Raw genomic sequence first — 16,285 nt, 5'->3', positions numbered from 1 at the left:
AGCTTACCGGCTGCCTCCGCTGACAAATTTTGATCCTTCGCGTAAATCTTTCGCCTCCAAAAAGAAGACGTGAATGAATTTTTTCATATTCACTTTAACCCGAGAAAGCGGCACGGTTTCCTTAGCCTGCATTTCTTTCATTCTCTTGCTGACAGCGGGGAAATCAAAGAATTTCGAGGCGTAATATTCAAATTTGGGGTTTGAAAAATCAGTTGTGCCCAATGAAGCGAAATGGTTTAACGAATGAATGACGGCCCTTCTGATCCGCTGTTCCGAGGCTTTGATTTCCCTGTTAACCTCGGCTTGTGCCGCCGCAGGCCCCAGCTTCCGGATGGCGACGTTTGTAAACATCTGCTTTAAAGACGGGATGTTTCTTTCCGCCTGTTCATCCTCAAATAAATAGTGAAGGACGGCCATGAGGTCATGCGCCCCGCTTTCTCCCACGATGCCTAATTCCGATAAAAGAAATTTTCCTGTTTCTTTGATTGATTTCTCGTGCATCCCCCCCGGCCCGCTTTTTTTTGGCTCATTCCGCTGAATAAGACGGCTTAACGAGTGTTGGATGTCGCCGATCGAGGTTTCCAGTTCAATCCGCTCTTTTACTTTTCGCAAAACGGTGACAATCTCGATTTTGTTGATCGGTTTGTGGATAAAGTATTCGATGCCGAGAGAATAAGCTTCTCCCACCATTTCCTTTGCCTCCACCTGCGATATCATCACCGCTTTTCCGTTGTACGACCCCTGAAGATGCCGGATCGTCTCAATCCCGTCCCGACCCGGCATCAGCAGATCAATTAATAAAATATCGACTTGTTTAAAATGGAGATAATGCCCTTCAATCTGGCTTCCGTCCTCTGCCTCACCGACGACTTCGCCTAAATCCTCGTCCTCGATCATCTGTTTTAAAATGGAACGGATCGCCCGGTCATCATCAGCTATAAAAAAACGCATATTATGAGTTCATCCTTTCTGCAATCAAATGCTTCACCGGCAGTTTAATCGTAAATATGACGCCTTTTGGCTTGTTATGAAAGGAAATGTCTCCGTCAAGTTCAGTTACGATTTCCTTCACGTAAGTAAGCCCGATGCCCGTTGAAGGTGTGCCGAATTCATCGTATTTGGATGTAAACCCGGGATCATAAACGACCTCTCCGATTTTTTCCGGAATGCCGGGACCGTCATCTTCCGCCTGAAATTCGGCCATCTCCCCCTCCGCCCTGCGCAGCGCGAGGCGGATCTCACCCCTGTCACCCATGGCTTCGACGGCATTGGCGGTCAGGTTATTTAAAATCGACAAGACGGTAAAGACGTGATAATCGGGATGCTCTCCTTCAATCACGCTCCGGAATTGAATGTCCTTTCCTAAAGATTCGGCGTATTTTTCATTGATTCGGATGACGATGCCGACCAGAGCGGCGGCATTCATGTAATCCCGGAATCTCTCATTGGAAATCAGCTTCGACAAACCGGCGAATATTCGCTGATTGTCTTTTTTCACTTCATGAATTTCTCCCGCAAGTCGCAGCATTCGGCTCCCGAGCTCCCGGTCGTTCCCGCTCATTTCCCGATATAGCTGATAGGATTCTTTCGTCACATGCTCCGTCGTTTTCAGCGTTTTTTTCAAATGAATCGTTTCTTCATATAAGTTAGACACAATCATCAGCATATGCTCATGCTGCTTTCTCGTTTGTTTTTCCCTGACCTGAGATTCGTGCAGCTTCATCACGTTGAAAAAACTCAGCACAATAAATGTGTGAGAAACAGCGATAACCGCAATATCCGCCAGCTTGTCCGGCATCATAATCTGCCGGCCGCCGGAAAACTGAACCGTCATTTCAACGACATCGGACGCAATTTCAATGAGAAAACCGAGAAACCCGATCATCAGCGGCCGATCCCAAAAAAGCCTGACCTTCAGCACATAAAACAAGCAGGCATATGTAAAGTAAAAAAAGAAACTGGGATATTGGCTGAAAAAAACCTCCGTAAAGCCGGCATGCTCTCCTCCCCAGCACGCCAGGCCGATCCGGAATGCCACAACGGCTGCACCTGTCAACAGCCCTGACAATACTGCCGGCACATGCCGAAGCAGCAGCAGAAAAAAGAAAAAAGCCGGGGCGCCGAAGCTGATCCGATATACCTCATTCAGGGGGTAAAATTTCAGTTCCCCCGCCAGCGGCACGGTGATCAGCATAAGGGCGAAAAGATAGCCGTCTTTTTTCAGTAAATAGTCGAGCCTGATCATAATCACTTCCTTCTTCTGTCTATTTTGAACAAGACCGATACAGTCCGCAAATTTCTTTAGACCCGAATGACGGGACGCTCCGGCTGATTTATAAATCTATCGGCTTATTTTAAGAATGATTTTGTCGTATTTTGTATGATTCTGTAGATGTCATTATACATTAACATGGAACACGCTATTTTTGAAAACGTTTTCCAAGACCGGTTTCCGCTTCGGACAGGCTTGCAATAGAGGAGGAATGTTATGAAAGATATGGTCAGAGAGCGCCTTGAAAAAGAGGAACTGGCTTCACTTTTACAAGATTGGGTCGAGCATTACCGACCGTTTTCCGTCAATGGAAAAAGCGCAAATTATATACCCGCCCTCGGAGAAATCAACGACTCTCAGCTGGGCATTTGCATATTAGAGCCGGATGGCTCAATGATTCATGCCGGTGAATGGAATGTCCCGTTCACATTGCAGAGCATCTCAAAAGTCATCAGCTTTATTGCCGCCTGCATGAACAGAGGCATTTCTTACGTGCTGGATCGTGTGGACGTGGAACCGACGGGTGATGCGTTTAATTCTATCATCCGGCTTGAAATCCATAAACCCGGGAAGCCCTTCAACCCGATGATCAATGCCGGCGCCATTACCGTCGCCTCGCTGCTTCCGGGTGAAACGGCGCATGATAAATTAGAATATCTCTTTTCCGTTTTTGAAAAATTAATAGGAAAACGCCCACACATTCACGAGGAGGTCTTCCGTTCTGAATGGCAGACCGCGCATCGGAACCGAGCGCTCGCCTACTATTTAAAAGAAACGAACTTTCTCGAGGCGGATGTGGAAGAAACGCTTGAAGTGTATTTAAAGCAGTGCGCCATGGAGGGTACAACCGAGGACATCGCTTTAATCGGATTGATACTTGCGCATGACGGATACCATCCGATCCGACGGGAACAGGTCATTCCGAAAGATGTCGCGAAACTCGCCAAAGCCCTGATGCTGACGTGCGGAATGTACAATGCGTCAGGCAAATATGCGGCTTTCGTCGGCGTCCCGGCCAAAAGCGGGGTATCCGGCGGCATTATGGCATTGGTTCCCCCAAGCGCCAGAAGAGAACAGCCTTTTCATAACGGCTGCGGCATCGGCATTTACGGTCCGGCCATTGATGAATACGGCAACAGCCTGACCGGCGGCATGCTGCTGAAACATATCGCACAGGAGTGGGAGCTCAGTATTTTTTAATCAAACGAACCAAGAGGTGATTGGATGCAGGAATTCCTTGAAAATGTAATCGGCTCGGCAAATGATTTTTTATGGTCAAAACTGTTAATCGTACTGCTTCTTTCTCTGGGACTGTTTTTTACGTTCAGATCAAAGGGTCTGCAAGTCCGCATGCTGAAGGAAATGATCCGGGTTTTGAAGGAAGGCGCGGCCGCCCGGACAAAAAACAGCATTTCCCCGTTTCAGGCATTTTGCATCAGTATGGCGGCGCGTGTCGGAACCGGGAATATTACCGGAATCGCCATTGCGATCTCACTCGGCGGTCCGGGCGCTATTTTCTGGATGTGGATTATCGCAGTCATCGGTTCGGCTTCAAGCTTTGTTGAAAGCACGCTGGCCCAAATTTATAAAGTAAAAGATCAAAACGGATTCCGCGGGGGCCCGGCCTATTACATGGAAAAGGGCCTGAAGAAACGCTGGATGGGCGCGCTGTTCGCCGTATTAATCACACTGTCATTCGGGGTTGTTTTTAATTCCGTTCAATCCAATACGATCAGCGTCGCCTTTCAAAACGCATTCGGCACCAGCCGGCTTACATTGGGCATTATTTTAATCGTGGTTTTCGGCGGCGTGATTTTCGGCGGCGTCAAACGAATTGCGAAAATGGCGGAATACATCGTAGTCGTCTTGGCCGTTTTATATATCGGTGTCGCTTTCTTTGTCATTCTGACGAACATCACCCAATTGCCCGGCGTTCTGTCGCTAATCGTAAAAAATGCGTTCGGCATTGATCAGGCAGCGGGCGGCGCTTTAGGTGCGGCCTTGATGCAAGGTGTAAGACGCGGGATTTTCTCAAATGAAGCGGGTATGGGAAGCGCTCCGAACGCGGCGGCGACAGCTACGACGAGCCACCCGGTGAAACAGGGGCTCATTCAGGCATTCGGCGTCCTGACGGATACGCTCGTCATTTGTACAAGCACGGCGCTTATCATTTTATTTTCAGACGCGTATCACCAGCCGGGACTGAGCGGCATCGCGCTTTCTCAGGCCGCCTTGAGCGATCATGTCGGCGCATGGGCGTCAGGTTTCCTTGCCGTCTTAATGCTTTTGTTCGGCTTCAGCGCTCTGATGGGCAACTATTATTACGGAGAAACCAATATCGGATTTTTAAGCCAGAACAAAAAATGGCTGTTCATTTACCGCATCTGCGTGCTCGGAATGGTACTGTTCGGCTGTATTTCCAAAGTCCAGCTTGTGTGGGATATGGCTGACTTGTTCATGGGCTTAATGGTGGTCGTGAACTTAATCGCGATTTTCCTTCTGTCGAAAAAAGCGTTTGCCGCTTTGAGCGATTATGTCCGGCAAAAGAAAGCCGGAAAGGACCCCGTCTTTTACAGAGATGTGCTCCCTGATGATGACGGGATCGACTGCTGGGAGTATTCAGACATCGCGAAAAGTGCGAAAGGCAAACACATTTCCTAAACAAAAGGTGTTCGGGCAGCGTCCTGAACACCTTTTTTCTGCCGGTTCATTGACAAAGAGAATAGCATCCATTACCCTTTTTATATATTTTCAGTAAAGTCAGAAAGGAAGGCCTATGAATCCCATTACACAAATATTAAATGAATACCCGGTTATGATCATAGACGGCGCGATGGCAACCGAGCTTGAGCGGATGGGCTGTGATTTACATGACGATCTGTGGTCGGCCAAAATTCTTTTGGAGAGGCCAGAACTGATCAAACAGGTGCATGCAGAATATTTTGCCGCCGGCGCTGATTGCGCGATCACCGCCAGTTATCAATCGACAATCGAAGGATTTGCAGCGCGCGGCATCCCGGAAACCGATGCGATACGTCTCATTCAGACATCTGTTGAACTTGCCGCACAAGCACGCGATGAATTTTGGGCGCATGAAGAAAACCGTTTACACCGGCCCAAACCTTTGGTCGCCGCTTCTATCGGACCTTACGGCGCGAGCCTCGCTGACGGCTCAGAATATCGCGGGCATTACGGACTGACGGAGGATGAGCTGATCAGCTTTCACCGCCCCCGGATGAAAGCCCTTATAGAATCCGGCGCCGATCTTTTGGCCTGTGAGACCATTCCGTGTCTGTCAGAAGCAAAAGCGATCACAAGGCTGCTGGAGGAATTCCCCGGCACTTATGCATGGATGAGCTTCAGCGCCAAAGACGGACGGCATATCAGCGAAGGCACGCCTATTTCCGAATGTGCGGCCCTGCTTGACTCCTGCAGCCAAATCGCAGCGATCGGCATCAACTGCACACCGATTGAACATATTCCGCCGCTGATAGAAGAAATCAAACGGGCAACGTCCAAACCGATTATCGCCTATCCGAACTCCGGCGAACAATATGACCCAGTGACAAAAACCTGGAAAGGCGCAGCGTGCGAAAACCATTTCGGAAAAAGCGCGCAAAGCTGGTACGAAAACGGCGTGAGCCTGATCGGAGGCTGCTGCCGGACGAAACCCGCGGACATCCAAGCCATTGCCGATTGGGCCAAGACCTTAAAAACAACTTGACTAATCGGAATAGTTTGTATATTCTATTCAAAAAGCCGGTTCGCCGGAATCTCGTGCCGTTCGCCGGCATGAGATTTTTTATTAGAACGGCTCTCGCAGAAAGTTGGAAAACAATGAACAACAAGAACGAGACGAATTTTCAGAGAAGTATGAAAAGCAGACACCTCTTTATGCTATCACTCGGAGGTGTGATCGGAACGGGGCTGTTTTTAAGCTCTGGGTATACCATTCATCAGGCGGGTCCGGCGGGCACCATTTTCGCTTACCTTTTGGGCGCGGGCATCGTCTATCTTGTCATGCTTTGCCTCGGTGAACTGTCAGTGGCCATGCCGGTGACGGGCGCATTCCACACCTATGCGAAGACCTATATCGGGCCCGCGACGGGCTTTACGGTCGCATGGCTGTACTGGCTGACGTGGGCGGTGGCGCTGGGCTCTGAATTCACGGCGGCCGGGCTTTTCATGCAGCGCTGGTTCCCGCATACTTCAGTTTGGATGTGGAGTGCGGTATTCGCTCTTTTCATCTTTTTATTAAACGCCTTCTCCGTGAAATTTTTTGCTGAATCGGAGTTTTGGTTCTCAAGCATTAAAGTCTTAGCCATCTTACTGTTTATTTTATTGGGCGGAGCGGCGATGTTCGGCATCGTCCCGATGAAAAGCGGTGAGGCCGCACCTATGCTGTCGAACTTTACGGATGGCGGCAGCCTTTTTCCAAATGGCTTTTTCCCGATACTGATGACGATGCTTTCAGTAAACTTCGCTTTTTCAGGGACGGAATTGATCGGAATCGCCGCAGGGGAAAGCGCCGATCCGGAAAAAACCGTTCCGCGCGCCATTAAGACTACAGTCTGGCGGCTGGCGCTTTTCTTTATCGGAACGATTTTTGTGCTGTCAGGGATGATCTCCATCAAGGAAGCCGGTGTGATTGAAAGCCCGTTTGTCACGGTATTTGACAGAGTCGGCGTGCCTTATGCGGCCGATCTGATGAATTTCGTCATTTTAACGGCGCTTCTGTCTGCGGCCAATTCAGGGCTGTACGCGTCATCACGTATGCTGTGGTCCCTGTCTAAAGAAGGGGAGCTTCATCCCGCCTTTGCCAGGCTGACCTCAAAAGGCATTCCTTTTAACGCTCTGATCTTCAGTATGATCGGCGGCATTCTGTCGTTGTTGTCAAGCGTATTTGCAGCGGATACAGTCTATCTTGTTCTCGTCTCCGTCTCAGGATTTGCGGTAGTTGCTGTGTGGATGAGCATTGCCGCATCGCAATTTTTGTTCCGAAGACGGTTTCTTACAGAAGGGCACCAGCTTTCAGACTTGAAATACAGGACACCGGGATATCCGGCCGTACCGATAGCGGCCTTTCTCCTATGCCTCGCCTCCTGTATCGGCATCGCTTTTGATCCGAACCAGGCCATCGCCCTTTATTGCGGAATTGCATTTATGGCCGTTTGCTACACCGCTTATTACTTGAAAAACCGGAAAAGCAGAGCCCGCGTGCAAGCCGTAAAATCCCAATAACCAAAAAAAGAACCCTGCAGCGCAAGGGTTCTTTTTTCATTTATACTTCAACCACCCATCTGAACGAATCCCGCACCTTCCCGACTTGGATGCCGGCAATCGTTTCATAGAGCCTTTCTGACACTTCACCGATCAAACCGTTATTCAGTTCAATCGTTGCTCCGTGAATGTGCAGCGCGCCGACCGGCGAGATGACGGCCGCGGTTCCTGTACCGAATACCTCTGACACCTCGCCTCTCATCGCAGCCTCATAGATGTCATCAATGGCGACCTGTTCTTCCCTGACGCGGATGCCCCAGCTTTTTAACAGCTCTATCACAGATGCGCGTGTGATGCCCCCGAGAATGCTTCCGTTTAACGCCGGCGTTACGGCCTCTCCGTTTATGATGAAAAAGATATTCATACTCCCTACCTCTTCGGCATATTTCTTTTCCACCCCGTCGAGCCAAAGCACCTGATCATACCCCAGTTCTTCGGCTTTCCGCTGAGCCTGTAAGCTGGCCGCATAATTTCCGGACGTTTTGACGTCGCCCACTCCGCCGGTGACGGCACGCACATACTCATCCTCCACATAAATACGGATCGGTTTCAGCTGATCGCCGTAGTACGAACCGACAGGCGTCAGAACTACCATGAACTTGTAACGCTTTGACGGCCGGACGCCTAAAGAAGGCTCAGTCGCAATTACAAACGGACGGATATATAAAGAGGTTCCTTTTTCTATCGGTATCCATTCCTGCTCCAGCTCCACCAATTGTATCAATGCCTCCAGCGCCAGCTTCTCGTCAAGAGGCGGCATGCTCATCCGCCGTAACGATTTATTCAGCCGTTTTATATTTTGGTCAGGACGGAACATCAATACCCGGCCGTCTTCTGACCTGTAAGCCTTCAGCCCTTCAAATACGGCCTGCCCGTAATGGAAAACCGATGCGGAAGGATCCAGATGGACCGGTTCATAAGGGGTGATTCTCGGATCATGCCACCCTCTCTCCTCTTCGTAATCCATGACAAACATGTAATCTGTGAAGTACTTGCCAAACCCCAATGAAGCGGAGTCCGGTTTTTCTTTTCTTGCTGTGACCTTACGTCTTTCAATCAGTTGATTCAACAAAAGCACACCTTTCTTGTAATTGTTCAAATTTTCAGTCTTTTGTAAGCTGCCTGTTTTCTCTGCCTGAATCGTGTATGCACAGATATATGAGGATGCAGTTGACCGTATCATATCAAATATACCACTTATAAGAGGATAATTATCAAAATTTTTGATATTTTCAAGCGAAAATCTAACTTTATTTTATTCTGCTTGATTTTTTTCAATGAGGACTTTCTGTCATATTAAATGATTGCGCTTACATAATGTAAAGCAATCCTTTCTTTCGCACAGTCAATCATGTGACAAATTTATGGCGAATAGGAAGGTGGTTGCCGCCTGCTTCACGAATTACGTATGAAATGCGCAAGTAAAAGGGGGATTCGCTTGAAAAAATTTATCGCATTCCAGATTTTGATCGCTTTAGCCATCGGAGCATTGATCGGCCACTTCTTCCCGGATTTCGGGATGGCGCTGCGGCCCGTCGGAGACGGATTTATCCGCCTGATTAAAATGATTGTCGTGCCGATTGTGTTTTCGACCATTGTTATCGGAGCCGCCGGCAGCGGCAGTATGAAAAAGATGGGCAGTCTCGGCATCAAAACGATTATTTGGTTTGAAGTGATTACGACGCTTGTTCTGGCGCTCGGTCTGTTATTGGCGAACGTGCTGAAGCCGGGAGTCGGACTTAACCTCTCTCATCTTGCTAAAAAAGATATTCACGAGCTTTCCGGCTATACGGAAAAAGTAGTCGACCTGAAACAAATGCTTCTTGATATTATCCCCGTTAACATCATTGACGTCATGGCGAAAAACGATCTTCTCGCCGTCATTTTTTTCGCGATTTTATTCGGTGTTGCCGCAGCCGGCATCGGCAAAGCCTCCGCACCTGTCATGAGTTTCTTCGAATCCACGGCAAATATTATGTTCAAGCTGACGCAAATGGTAATGGTCACCGCTCCGATCGGCGTTCTCGCCCTGATGGCCGCCTCTGTCGGGCAATTCGGAATCGCGCTTTTGCTTCCGATGCTGAAGCTGATCGGCACTGTGTTCCTCGGGCTGTTCCTGATACTCTTCGTTCTGTTTCCGATCGTGGGGCTTATCTTTAAAATCAAATACTTTGAAGTGCTGAAAATGATTTGGGATCTGTTTTTGATCGCTTTCTCCACGACAAGCACAGAAACCATTCTGCCTCAGCTTATGGATCGGATGGAGAAATACGGCTGTCCGAAGCGGGTCGTCTCCTTTGTGGTTCCGTCAGGTTTATCGCTGAACTGTGACGGCTCAAGCCTCTATTTATCGGTGTCCTGTATTTTTCTGGCACAGGCGTTTCATGTGGAAATGCCGCTTTCTCAGCAGCTTCTGATGATGCTTGTGCTCGTCATGACAAGCAAAGGCATTGCCGCCGTCCCGTCAGGCTCACTCGTCGTGCTTCTGGCGACAGCGAATGCCGTCGGTCTCCCCGCGGAAGGCGTCGCCATCATTGCCGGTGTCGACCGCGTCATGGACATGGCGAGAACCGGCGTTAACGTGCCCGGCCATGCGGTCGCCTGCATTGTCGTGTCCAAGTGGGAAAAAGCATTCAAATATAAAGGACCCGTCACGGCAGACCAGACCGCCCGGACAGAAAGTATGTAAACACAAAAAAGACCACCTTATTGGTGGTCTTTTCTATTAATCAATCGCCGCATGATCCTCTTGTTCAATCAAAGCAAGGCGTTCATTGATTTCTTCCTGAGTCATTTCGTGCTCTTTCACATACATGTTGCGTTCGTTCGTACGGCATTCGTGACTGCAGCTGCGCATGTATTTGTATTCATTCTCAGGTGTGCAGATCATTTTTTTATTACATGCCGGATTTGCGCAGTTCACATAACGCTCGCACGGCTCGCCCGTGAAATAATCTTTTCCGATGATAACGTGCTCTACACGGTTGACCGGTACGCTGATTCTTTCGTCAAACACGTAGCACTGTCCGTCCCACAGTTGCCCTTTCACTTCAGGATCTTTACCGTAAGTGACGATACCGCCGTCAAGCTGGGACACGTCTTCAAAGCCCTTCTTCAGCAGCCAGCCGGAAAATTTTTCACAGCGTACGCCGCCTGTGCAGTACGTGAGTATTTTTTTGCCTTCAAGCATGTCTTTATGCTCTTCAATCCAGTCCGGCAGCTCACGGAACGCCTCAATATCAGGTCTGACCGCTCCGCGGAAATGACCGAGATCATACTCATAGTCGTTTCTGGCGTCAATCACGATCGTGTCAGGATCCTGCATTTGCTCATAAAAGTCTTTCGGTTTCAAATGCTTGCCCGTCGTGACATTCGGATCAACATCATCTTCGAGACGAAGCGTCACCAATTCTTTTTTATGGCGCACAAACATTTTGCGGAATGCATGTCCGTCAGCCTCGTCAATTTTGATCGGCATGTCGGCAAAGCGCGGATCAGCTTTCATCGCATTCATGTATTGTTCCGTCTGTTCAACCGTTCCGGACACCGTACCGTTAATGCCTTCCTCAGAAATCAAAATACGGCCTAACAGACCGAGCTCCTTACAAAACTTCAAATGCTGAGCCGTGAACTCCTCAGGCTCATCAATCTTTACATATTTATAATAAAGTAAAACTCTATATTGTTTTTCCATGATTTATACACCCTGTTCAATTATATTAATGATCGCACACTCTACTATATCATACAGGAAAACGGGCGAAAGATGAACATTTCCGTCCGTACTCTTTCTTCCAGTCACGCTTCGCCTTTTAAAACCTGCTGAAAATAAAACCGATACGTATTGCGCAAAAAGGTCTCAAGCGAAAGGCCGGCCGCGGTCTGATACTTGCCGATAATAAACGGAAAACGGTCACGGCCTTTTGCCCGCAAAAGATCGGCGCTGTCTTCAGCCAGTTCTGAGATGAGCGCCTCAACGACAGGCCGGCATGCGTCCCGCACGGCTTCAAGAATTTGCTGATCCCCTGTATGCTGGTACTGCTCTATCAGCTTTGCCAAATCCTTTTCTTCCATAATGTTCACTTCCTTACACCATATAAAAAAGAGGAGCAGCTTTTATAAAGCGGACGCCTCCTCCTGTGACTCCGCATAACCGATGATCTGGCCGACCTGTAATTCACGGCCTTCAGTCAGGTTATCCGAAGGGGTAAACATATCTTTCTCGAATACTAAAATAACGGTCGATCCAAATGAAAAATAGCCCAGCTCTTCCCCCGTCTCAAGCCTGTTTCCGGTGTTTGTCTGAACGATCGAGTTAATATTCATCGCACCTACCGGAATCATGAGCATCTGCTGGTCAGCACGGGTCAGCTCGTACACATAACGGTAATTTTTTGAGAGCACGTCTTTCCCGTACTTTAACCCCATCGTATTAACGGGATAGGAGCGTTTCCCCAGCTCGGCCAGCTTCTGATACGTGCAGCTGACGGGAGAATGGAAGCGGTGGTAATGTCTCGGGCTCAGATAAAGCACGGCAAAACACCCGCCGTTATACTTGTGATCGGCGCTTTTAAACCCCGTCAGTTCGGCGAACGAATAATCCTTCCCTTTTACCATGAAAGTTTGATTGGGTTTAATCATGCCAACCGTCTGAACGACACCGTCCACCGGGCTGACGATGGCGTTCTTTTCTTTTGCCACGGGGCGGAGATTTAAATTAATATCACGAATGAAAAATGACGCCAGTGAATCAAAGTCAGAAGCCGTACGTTCCGTTTCATTCCAGTTGATGCGATAGTGTTTGGAAAACAGCGGAATCATCGGCTTGCTCAGTTTCGATTCACAGAAGTTTTTAATGAGATAAGACGTCAATCGATTATTAGTCAGTTCAATCAATGAACGGTAGAGAACTTTAGCGGCAGTATTAAACATTGATTACTCCTATGAATTTTCCTATAGTAATAAAAATAAAACACCATAAAAACGCTCCGATGGCGGCGAAGCATAAGTAGGTTTTGAATTCCATTCTGCCGATTCCGGAAAAGTAGCAGGTCACGTGTCTGATGCCGGGGATGAAATAACCTAAAATAATGGTGTACGGCCCGTACTTCTTCATCCACCTGTCTACTTTCTCCATCCTCTTTTCCTTCAGGCCGACCCATTTCCCGAACTTATTAATAAACGGCCGGCCGGCTTTTCTGCCGATGAAGTAGCTGATAATCATCCCCAGAAGCGCTCCGATAAAGCTGATCAGAATGGAGAGCCCGTAATTCAGCACGTTTAAATGAGCGAAGTAGCCCACAAGCGTCATCATGACTTCATCCGGAATAGGCAATCCGATAATACCGAGTGTCAGCATAAGAAAAATCGCGATATATCCGTAATCGGATATTAATTGCTGAACTAATTCCATCTTCTGCTCTCCAGGTTTTCAGGCGCCTGTTTTTTAAAGTGCGGAAATTTAATGTTGCTGACCATTAAATAACCGAGCGCGATCGTTCCCGCCCCCAGAAGAAAAGCGTTATTGATAAAGCTCAAAATGACAAGACACATACCCGCAAACGGAATCGGCATCCCGATAAACGTCGGCAGCTTGCTTTGTTCAATATTAAATCTGGAAAGACGGATCATCCCGCAGATACTGTAGGAAAGCGCGATTAAAATTCCGATGAACGGAATCGTATATAGTGAAACACTGTAAGCGAGCATGGACGGCGCAACGCCGAACGTCACGAGATCAGCAAAAGAGTCAAGCTCCCTTCCCATCTCCGATACCGCGTTCAGCTTACGGGCGGCCAAACCATCAAAGAAGTCAAGAAACATCCCGGTGAAAATAAAGATCACCGCAGAGTGTATATTATGATACAAAAGGGAATGAATCGATAAGAGCCCGCAAATAAAATTTCCAATTGTAATCATACTAGGTATATAATTCACAGTTTACACAAACCTCCAATTAAAACCATATCAAATCGGACTGCGTATACATAAAGGCTCCATTTTACGGAAACATAAAATGAAATTCTTTCAATGCTATCATTCAAATTCTTTTATTATACAGCATTTGGTGTTATTTGAACAATCTAATCTGGTGATTTTTGTTTTTTCGCCGTTCATATTAAGGTAAGCAATCATGGATTCCTCTATTCCGGATTACCCTGCTTAAATATTCCATGCCGCGATCCGGATTGTCCGTTCTTGATGAATGAAAAGCCGTATGATGTATTGTTATTTCCTTCTCCGTGAAATGAGAACATTACATATAACGATTGCGGACATAAAAAGTTTCATGAATTAAAAAGCCGGCACAAAACGGCCTCATACATTATCTCACAACCCCGTTTTCCAGTATATAGTCTGCCAAACAAAAAAGGCGCCTTACCATTACGGTAAAAACGCCTTTTAAGATCATTTTATGTAATTGATAAATGACTGAGTGCTTCGGCCGCTCTTTCTCTGGCTTCTTCAACGGTCTCAGCTGCAGAAAGCGCAACCGCCATACGGCGTCCTACTTTCGTGACGGGTTTACCGAATACGCGGACCTGAGTGCTTTTTACCCCCAAAGCCTTTTCCAAACCTTCAACCGCATAATCAGCAAGCTCTTTTGGCGCCTTCAGCGGACGGCTTGCCCCCGGCGACAGCTGAGTGATTTCCGGAATCGGGAATCCCAATACCGCGCGGACATGCAGCGCAAACTCTGACAAATTTTGCGTTACAAGCGTAACGAGCCCCGTATCATGCGGACGGGGAGACACCTCGCTGAAATATACTTTATCTTCAGTAAGGAAAAGCTCCACCCCGAACAAACCGTATCCGCCGAGCTCGTCCGTTATGCTTTTCGCAATGTGTTTCGCCTCTTTGATCTGCTGTTCCGTCATATGATGAGGCTGCCATGATTCAATATAGTCACCGTCTTTTTGTTCATGTCCGATCGGCGCGCAAAAGGACGTACCGTTCGCCGCGCGCACTGTCAGAAGAGTGATTTCTGATTCAAACGGAATGAATTCCTCAACGATGACCCGGCCGTTTTTCACCCGGCCGCCTTCCATCGCCATGTCCCAGCAGCTTTTCAGCCCGGAAGCCGAGCGGCACACGCTTTGCCCTTTTCCGGAAGAGCTCATCAGCGGTTTTACCACGCACGGAAAGCCGATTGTTTCCGCCGCTTCTTTAAATTCTTCATATGTATTCGCGAATTCATAGCCGGCAGTCGGAAGATGAAGCGTCTCTGCCGCAAGCCGTCTGATGCCTTCACGGTCCATCGTCAGCTTTGCCGCACGCGCATTCGGAATGACGTGAAAACCTTCTTCCTCAAGCTTCAGCAGCTCATCCGTCGCAATGGCTTCCACTTCCGGCACGATCAAGTCCGGTTTTTCTTTCTCAATGACTTCTCTGACCTGCGCTTTATCAAGCATATCAATCACATAGCTTTTGTGCGCGGCCTGCATGGCGGGAGCATGCTCATAGCTGTCAACGGCTACAGTGACAACCCCGAGCCGCTGCGCTTCAATGACGACTTCTTTCCCCAGCTCGCCTGATCCTAATAACAACATCTTCTTCGCCTGATACATGTCCTTTGGCCCCTCCCTTTCTATACCCCACTCATTATAACGGAAATATTCAAAAAATAAAGACAAGATAGATAACAAGCTCTATCCTGTCTTTTGCGCTGATTCGAGCGATTCAATCGCAGCTGACACATCCTTCTCGCGATATTGCCCCATTAAGCATAACGATTCTTCCGCCCGGCAGGCGTGAGAAGCAATGCGGCGCTTGGCTTCCTCATGGTTGTCAAGGATACCGAGATCACAGAGACTGACGGGGAAACCGAGCCGGCGGTAAAACGGAAGCAGCTCTTCAATCTCAGGTCTCCGATTCTCAAGCGCGAGTTGCACCAATATGCCGTAAGCAACCTTCTGGCCATGCAGCACCTGATGTGTCTCCTGAAGAAAACTGAGTCCGTTGTGGACCGCATGCGCCCCTGCCATCCTGCACAAACGGCCGCCATACCCGCCGACCGTCCCCGCAAGCATAATGATCGTTTCCGCCGTATGGATGAACGGCACGGACAGCTCGCCTTTCTCCATGCTTCCGACGGCCGCTTCACTGTAACGCAATAACAGATTACGGATATATTCCGCCTGTCTCAGACCCGCCTGCGCCATCAGCGGCGCCGCCTCCGTATTTCTGATGACCGCCTCGGCCTCATACCATTTCGCCAGCGTATCACCGATCCCGCTTTTCATATATTCAATGGGAGAGGAAAGCAAAAACAGCGGATCAACAAGCGTCAAATAGCTTGAACGCTTATGATAATCAACTCTGATAAAATTGCCGCTCTCATCATATATGACACTCAACGGCGTACTTGCCGCACACGTCCCCGCAATGGAAGGAACCATCACAGCTTCAATATCAAGCCGGTCTGCCGCCGCTTTTGCCAAATCCAATATCGTGCCGCCTCCGATACCGATGATCACATCCGCGTCTTCCGCCTGCTCACAGACCTTACGCACCGCCTCAGGTGAACAGTATCCTTTATGCTGAATCACATCCCAGGAAGAACCGCCGCCGTAATCGGAGAACGCCTGATAGGATTTGATTCCGGTCACAATAACGGGTTTTCTGAATGTCTCCAGCAGCCCCGGAAGTTCTTTTGCGATTCCTTCCTTGCATATGTACTGATTCGGGCCGCTTCGGACGATATCTTCAGGCTTCATTCGAATCTCTCCTTTG

15 protein-coding genes are annotated in these 16,285 nt (G+C 48.5%); 5 read left to right on the top strand and 10 right to left on the bottom strand.

What is annotated here, in order from left to right:
• Positions 1-3: 3 nt before the first annotated feature.
• Positions 4-951, bottom strand: coding sequence for a DNA-binding domain-containing protein (locus tag V7728_RS10605; RefSeq protein WP_043021512.1), 948 nt, complete (start codon positions 949-951; stop codon positions 4-6).
• A 1-nt stretch (position 952) separates the two neighbouring features.
• Positions 953-2,245, bottom strand: coding sequence for an ATP-binding protein (locus V7728_RS10600; RefSeq protein WP_082998927.1), 1,293 nt, complete (start codon positions 2,243-2,245; stop codon positions 953-955).
• A gap of 243 nt (positions 2,246-2,488) precedes the next feature.
• Here V7728_RS10600 and V7728_RS10595 point away from each other — a divergent pair, with 243 nt between their 5' ends.
• From V7728_RS10595 to V7728_RS10580, 4 genes are all read left to right on the top strand, one after another.
• The gene (locus tag V7728_RS10595; protein WP_007409011.1) at positions 2,489-3,472 is read left to right on the top strand and encodes a glutaminase; all 984 of its coding nucleotides are present in this window, start codon (positions 2,489-2,491) and stop codon (positions 3,470-3,472) included.
• 24 nt (positions 3,473-3,496) lie between these two features.
• Entirely contained in the window at positions 3,497-4,933 is a 1,437-nt protein-coding gene (locus tag V7728_RS10590; protein WP_076425771.1) for an alanine/glycine:cation symporter family protein, read from the top strand.
• A 115-nt stretch (positions 4,934-5,048) separates the two neighbouring features.
• Positions 5,049-5,996 carry a homocysteine S-methyltransferase gene (gene mmuM / locus V7728_RS10585; RefSeq protein WP_094031462.1) on the top strand — a complete coding sequence of 316 codons (948 nt, stop codon included), beginning with the start codon at positions 5,049-5,051 and terminating at the stop codon, positions 5,994-5,996.
• Positions 5,997-6,109: 113 nt separating this feature from the next.
• A complete protein-coding gene (locus V7728_RS10580; protein ID WP_161620106.1) occupies positions 6,110-7,513 on the top strand; it encodes an amino acid permease in 1,404 nt (467 codons plus the stop codon).
• 40 nt (positions 7,514-7,553) lie between these two features.
• Here the strand turns inward: V7728_RS10580 and V7728_RS10575 are convergent, their stop codons facing one another.
• Positions 7,554-8,621: a branched-chain amino acid aminotransferase gene (locus tag V7728_RS10575; protein ID WP_099567256.1), complete on the bottom strand. Its 1,068-nt coding sequence runs from the start codon at positions 8,619-8,621 to the stop codon at positions 7,554-7,556.
• 369 nt (positions 8,622-8,990) lie between these two features.
• On the opposite strand from V7728_RS10575, the gene gltP reads away from it, so the two are divergent.
• The gene (gene gltP, locus V7728_RS10570) at positions 8,991-10,241 is read left to right on the top strand and encodes a glutamate-aspartate/proton symporter GltP (RefSeq protein WP_007409006.1); all 1,251 of its coding nucleotides are present in this window, start codon (positions 8,991-8,993) and stop codon (positions 10,239-10,241) included.
• A gap of 36 nt (positions 10,242-10,277) precedes the next feature.
• Here the strand turns inward: gltP and trhO are convergent, their stop codons facing one another.
• The 7 genes from trhO to V7728_RS10535 form a co-directional block, all read right to left on the bottom strand.
• Positions 10,278-11,246, bottom strand: coding sequence for an oxygen-dependent tRNA uridine(34) hydroxylase TrhO (trhO, locus tag V7728_RS10565; protein WP_099566367.1), 969 nt, complete (start codon positions 11,244-11,246; stop codon positions 10,278-10,280).
• A gap of 104 nt (positions 11,247-11,350) precedes the next feature.
• The gene (locus V7728_RS10560; protein WP_007409004.1) at positions 11,351-11,626 is read right to left on the bottom strand and encodes a hypothetical protein; all 276 of its coding nucleotides are present in this window, start codon (positions 11,624-11,626) and stop codon (positions 11,351-11,353) included.
• A 42-nt stretch (positions 11,627-11,668) separates the two neighbouring features.
• The gene (locus tag V7728_RS10555; RefSeq protein WP_007409003.1) at positions 11,669-12,484 is read right to left on the bottom strand and encodes a phosphatidylserine decarboxylase; all 816 of its coding nucleotides are present in this window, start codon (positions 12,482-12,484) and stop codon (positions 11,669-11,671) included.
• Entirely contained in the window at positions 12,477-12,965 is a 489-nt protein-coding gene (locus V7728_RS10550) for a DedA family protein (protein WP_003156711.1), read from the bottom strand. The genes V7728_RS10555 and V7728_RS10550 overlap by 8 nt, the downstream gene beginning before the upstream one ends.
• Positions 12,956-13,489: a CDP-diacylglycerol--serine O-phosphatidyltransferase gene (gene pssA, locus V7728_RS10545; RefSeq protein WP_007409002.1), complete on the bottom strand. Its 534-nt coding sequence runs from the start codon at positions 13,487-13,489 to the stop codon at positions 12,956-12,958. Before pssA ends, V7728_RS10550 begins: the two co-directional genes overlap by 10 nt.
• 476 nt (positions 13,490-13,965) lie before the next feature.
• Positions 13,966-15,120: a phosphoribosylglycinamide formyltransferase 2 gene (gene purT / locus V7728_RS10540; RefSeq protein ID WP_032870218.1), complete on the bottom strand. Its 1,155-nt coding sequence runs from the start codon at positions 15,118-15,120 to the stop codon at positions 13,966-13,968.
• Positions 15,121-15,201: 81 nt separating this feature from the next.
• The gene (locus V7728_RS10535) at positions 15,202-16,269 is read right to left on the bottom strand and encodes an iron-containing alcohol dehydrogenase family protein (protein ID WP_082998923.1); all 1,068 of its coding nucleotides are present in this window, start codon (positions 16,267-16,269) and stop codon (positions 15,202-15,204) included.
• Between the last annotated feature and the right edge of the window lie 16 nt (positions 16,270-16,285).

Source organism: Bacillus sp. JHAA, assembly GCF_036961585.1.
In the GTDB taxonomy this organism is placed as follows: domain Bacteria; phylum Bacillota; class Bacilli; order Bacillales; family Bacillaceae; genus Bacillus; species Bacillus velezensis.
This window is presented reverse-complemented; position numbering and strand designations above follow the sequence as displayed.

What these genes read in the sequence shown, in the direction of transcription:
- V7728_RS10605 (WP_043021512.1), bottom strand. Translation starts at nt 951, where the DNA reads ATGCGTTTTTTTATAGCTGATGATGACCGGGCGATCCGTTCCATTTTA.
- V7728_RS10600 (WP_082998927.1), bottom strand. Translation starts at nt 2,245, where the DNA reads ATGATCAGGCTCGACTATTTACTGAAAAAAGACGGCTATCTTTTCGCC.
- V7728_RS10595 (WP_007409011.1), top strand. Translation starts at nt 2,489, where the DNA reads ATGAAAGATATGGTCAGAGAGCGCCTTGAAAAAGAGGAACTGGCTTCA.
- V7728_RS10590 (WP_076425771.1), top strand. Translation starts at nt 3,497, where the DNA reads ATGCAGGAATTCCTTGAAAATGTAATCGGCTCGGCAAATGATTTTTTA.
- mmuM (WP_094031462.1), top strand. Translation starts at nt 5,049, where the DNA reads ATGAATCCCATTACACAAATATTAAATGAATACCCGGTTATGATCATA.
- V7728_RS10580 (WP_161620106.1), top strand. Translation starts at nt 6,110, where the DNA reads ATGAACAACAAGAACGAGACGAATTTTCAGAGAAGTATGAAAAGCAGA.
- trhO (WP_099566367.1), bottom strand. Translation starts at nt 11,246, where the DNA reads ATGGAAAAACAATATAGAGTTTTACTTTATTATAAATATGTAAAGATT.
- V7728_RS10560 (WP_007409004.1), bottom strand. Translation starts at nt 11,626, where the DNA reads ATGGAAGAAAAGGATTTGGCAAAGCTGATAGAGCAGTACCAGCATACA.
- V7728_RS10555 (WP_007409003.1), bottom strand. Translation starts at nt 12,484, where the DNA reads ATGTTTAATACTGCCGCTAAAGTTCTCTACCGTTCATTGATTGAACTG.
- V7728_RS10550 (WP_003156711.1), bottom strand. Translation starts at nt 12,965, where the DNA reads ATGGAATTAGTTCAGCAATTAATATCCGATTACGGATATATCGCGATT.
- purT (WP_032870218.1), bottom strand. Translation starts at nt 15,120, where the DNA reads ATGTATCAGGCGAAGAAGATGTTGTTATTAGGATCAGGCGAGCTGGGG.
- V7728_RS10535 (WP_082998923.1), bottom strand. Translation starts at nt 16,269, where the DNA reads ATGAAGCCTGAAGATATCGTCCGAAGCGGCCCGAATCAGTACATATGC.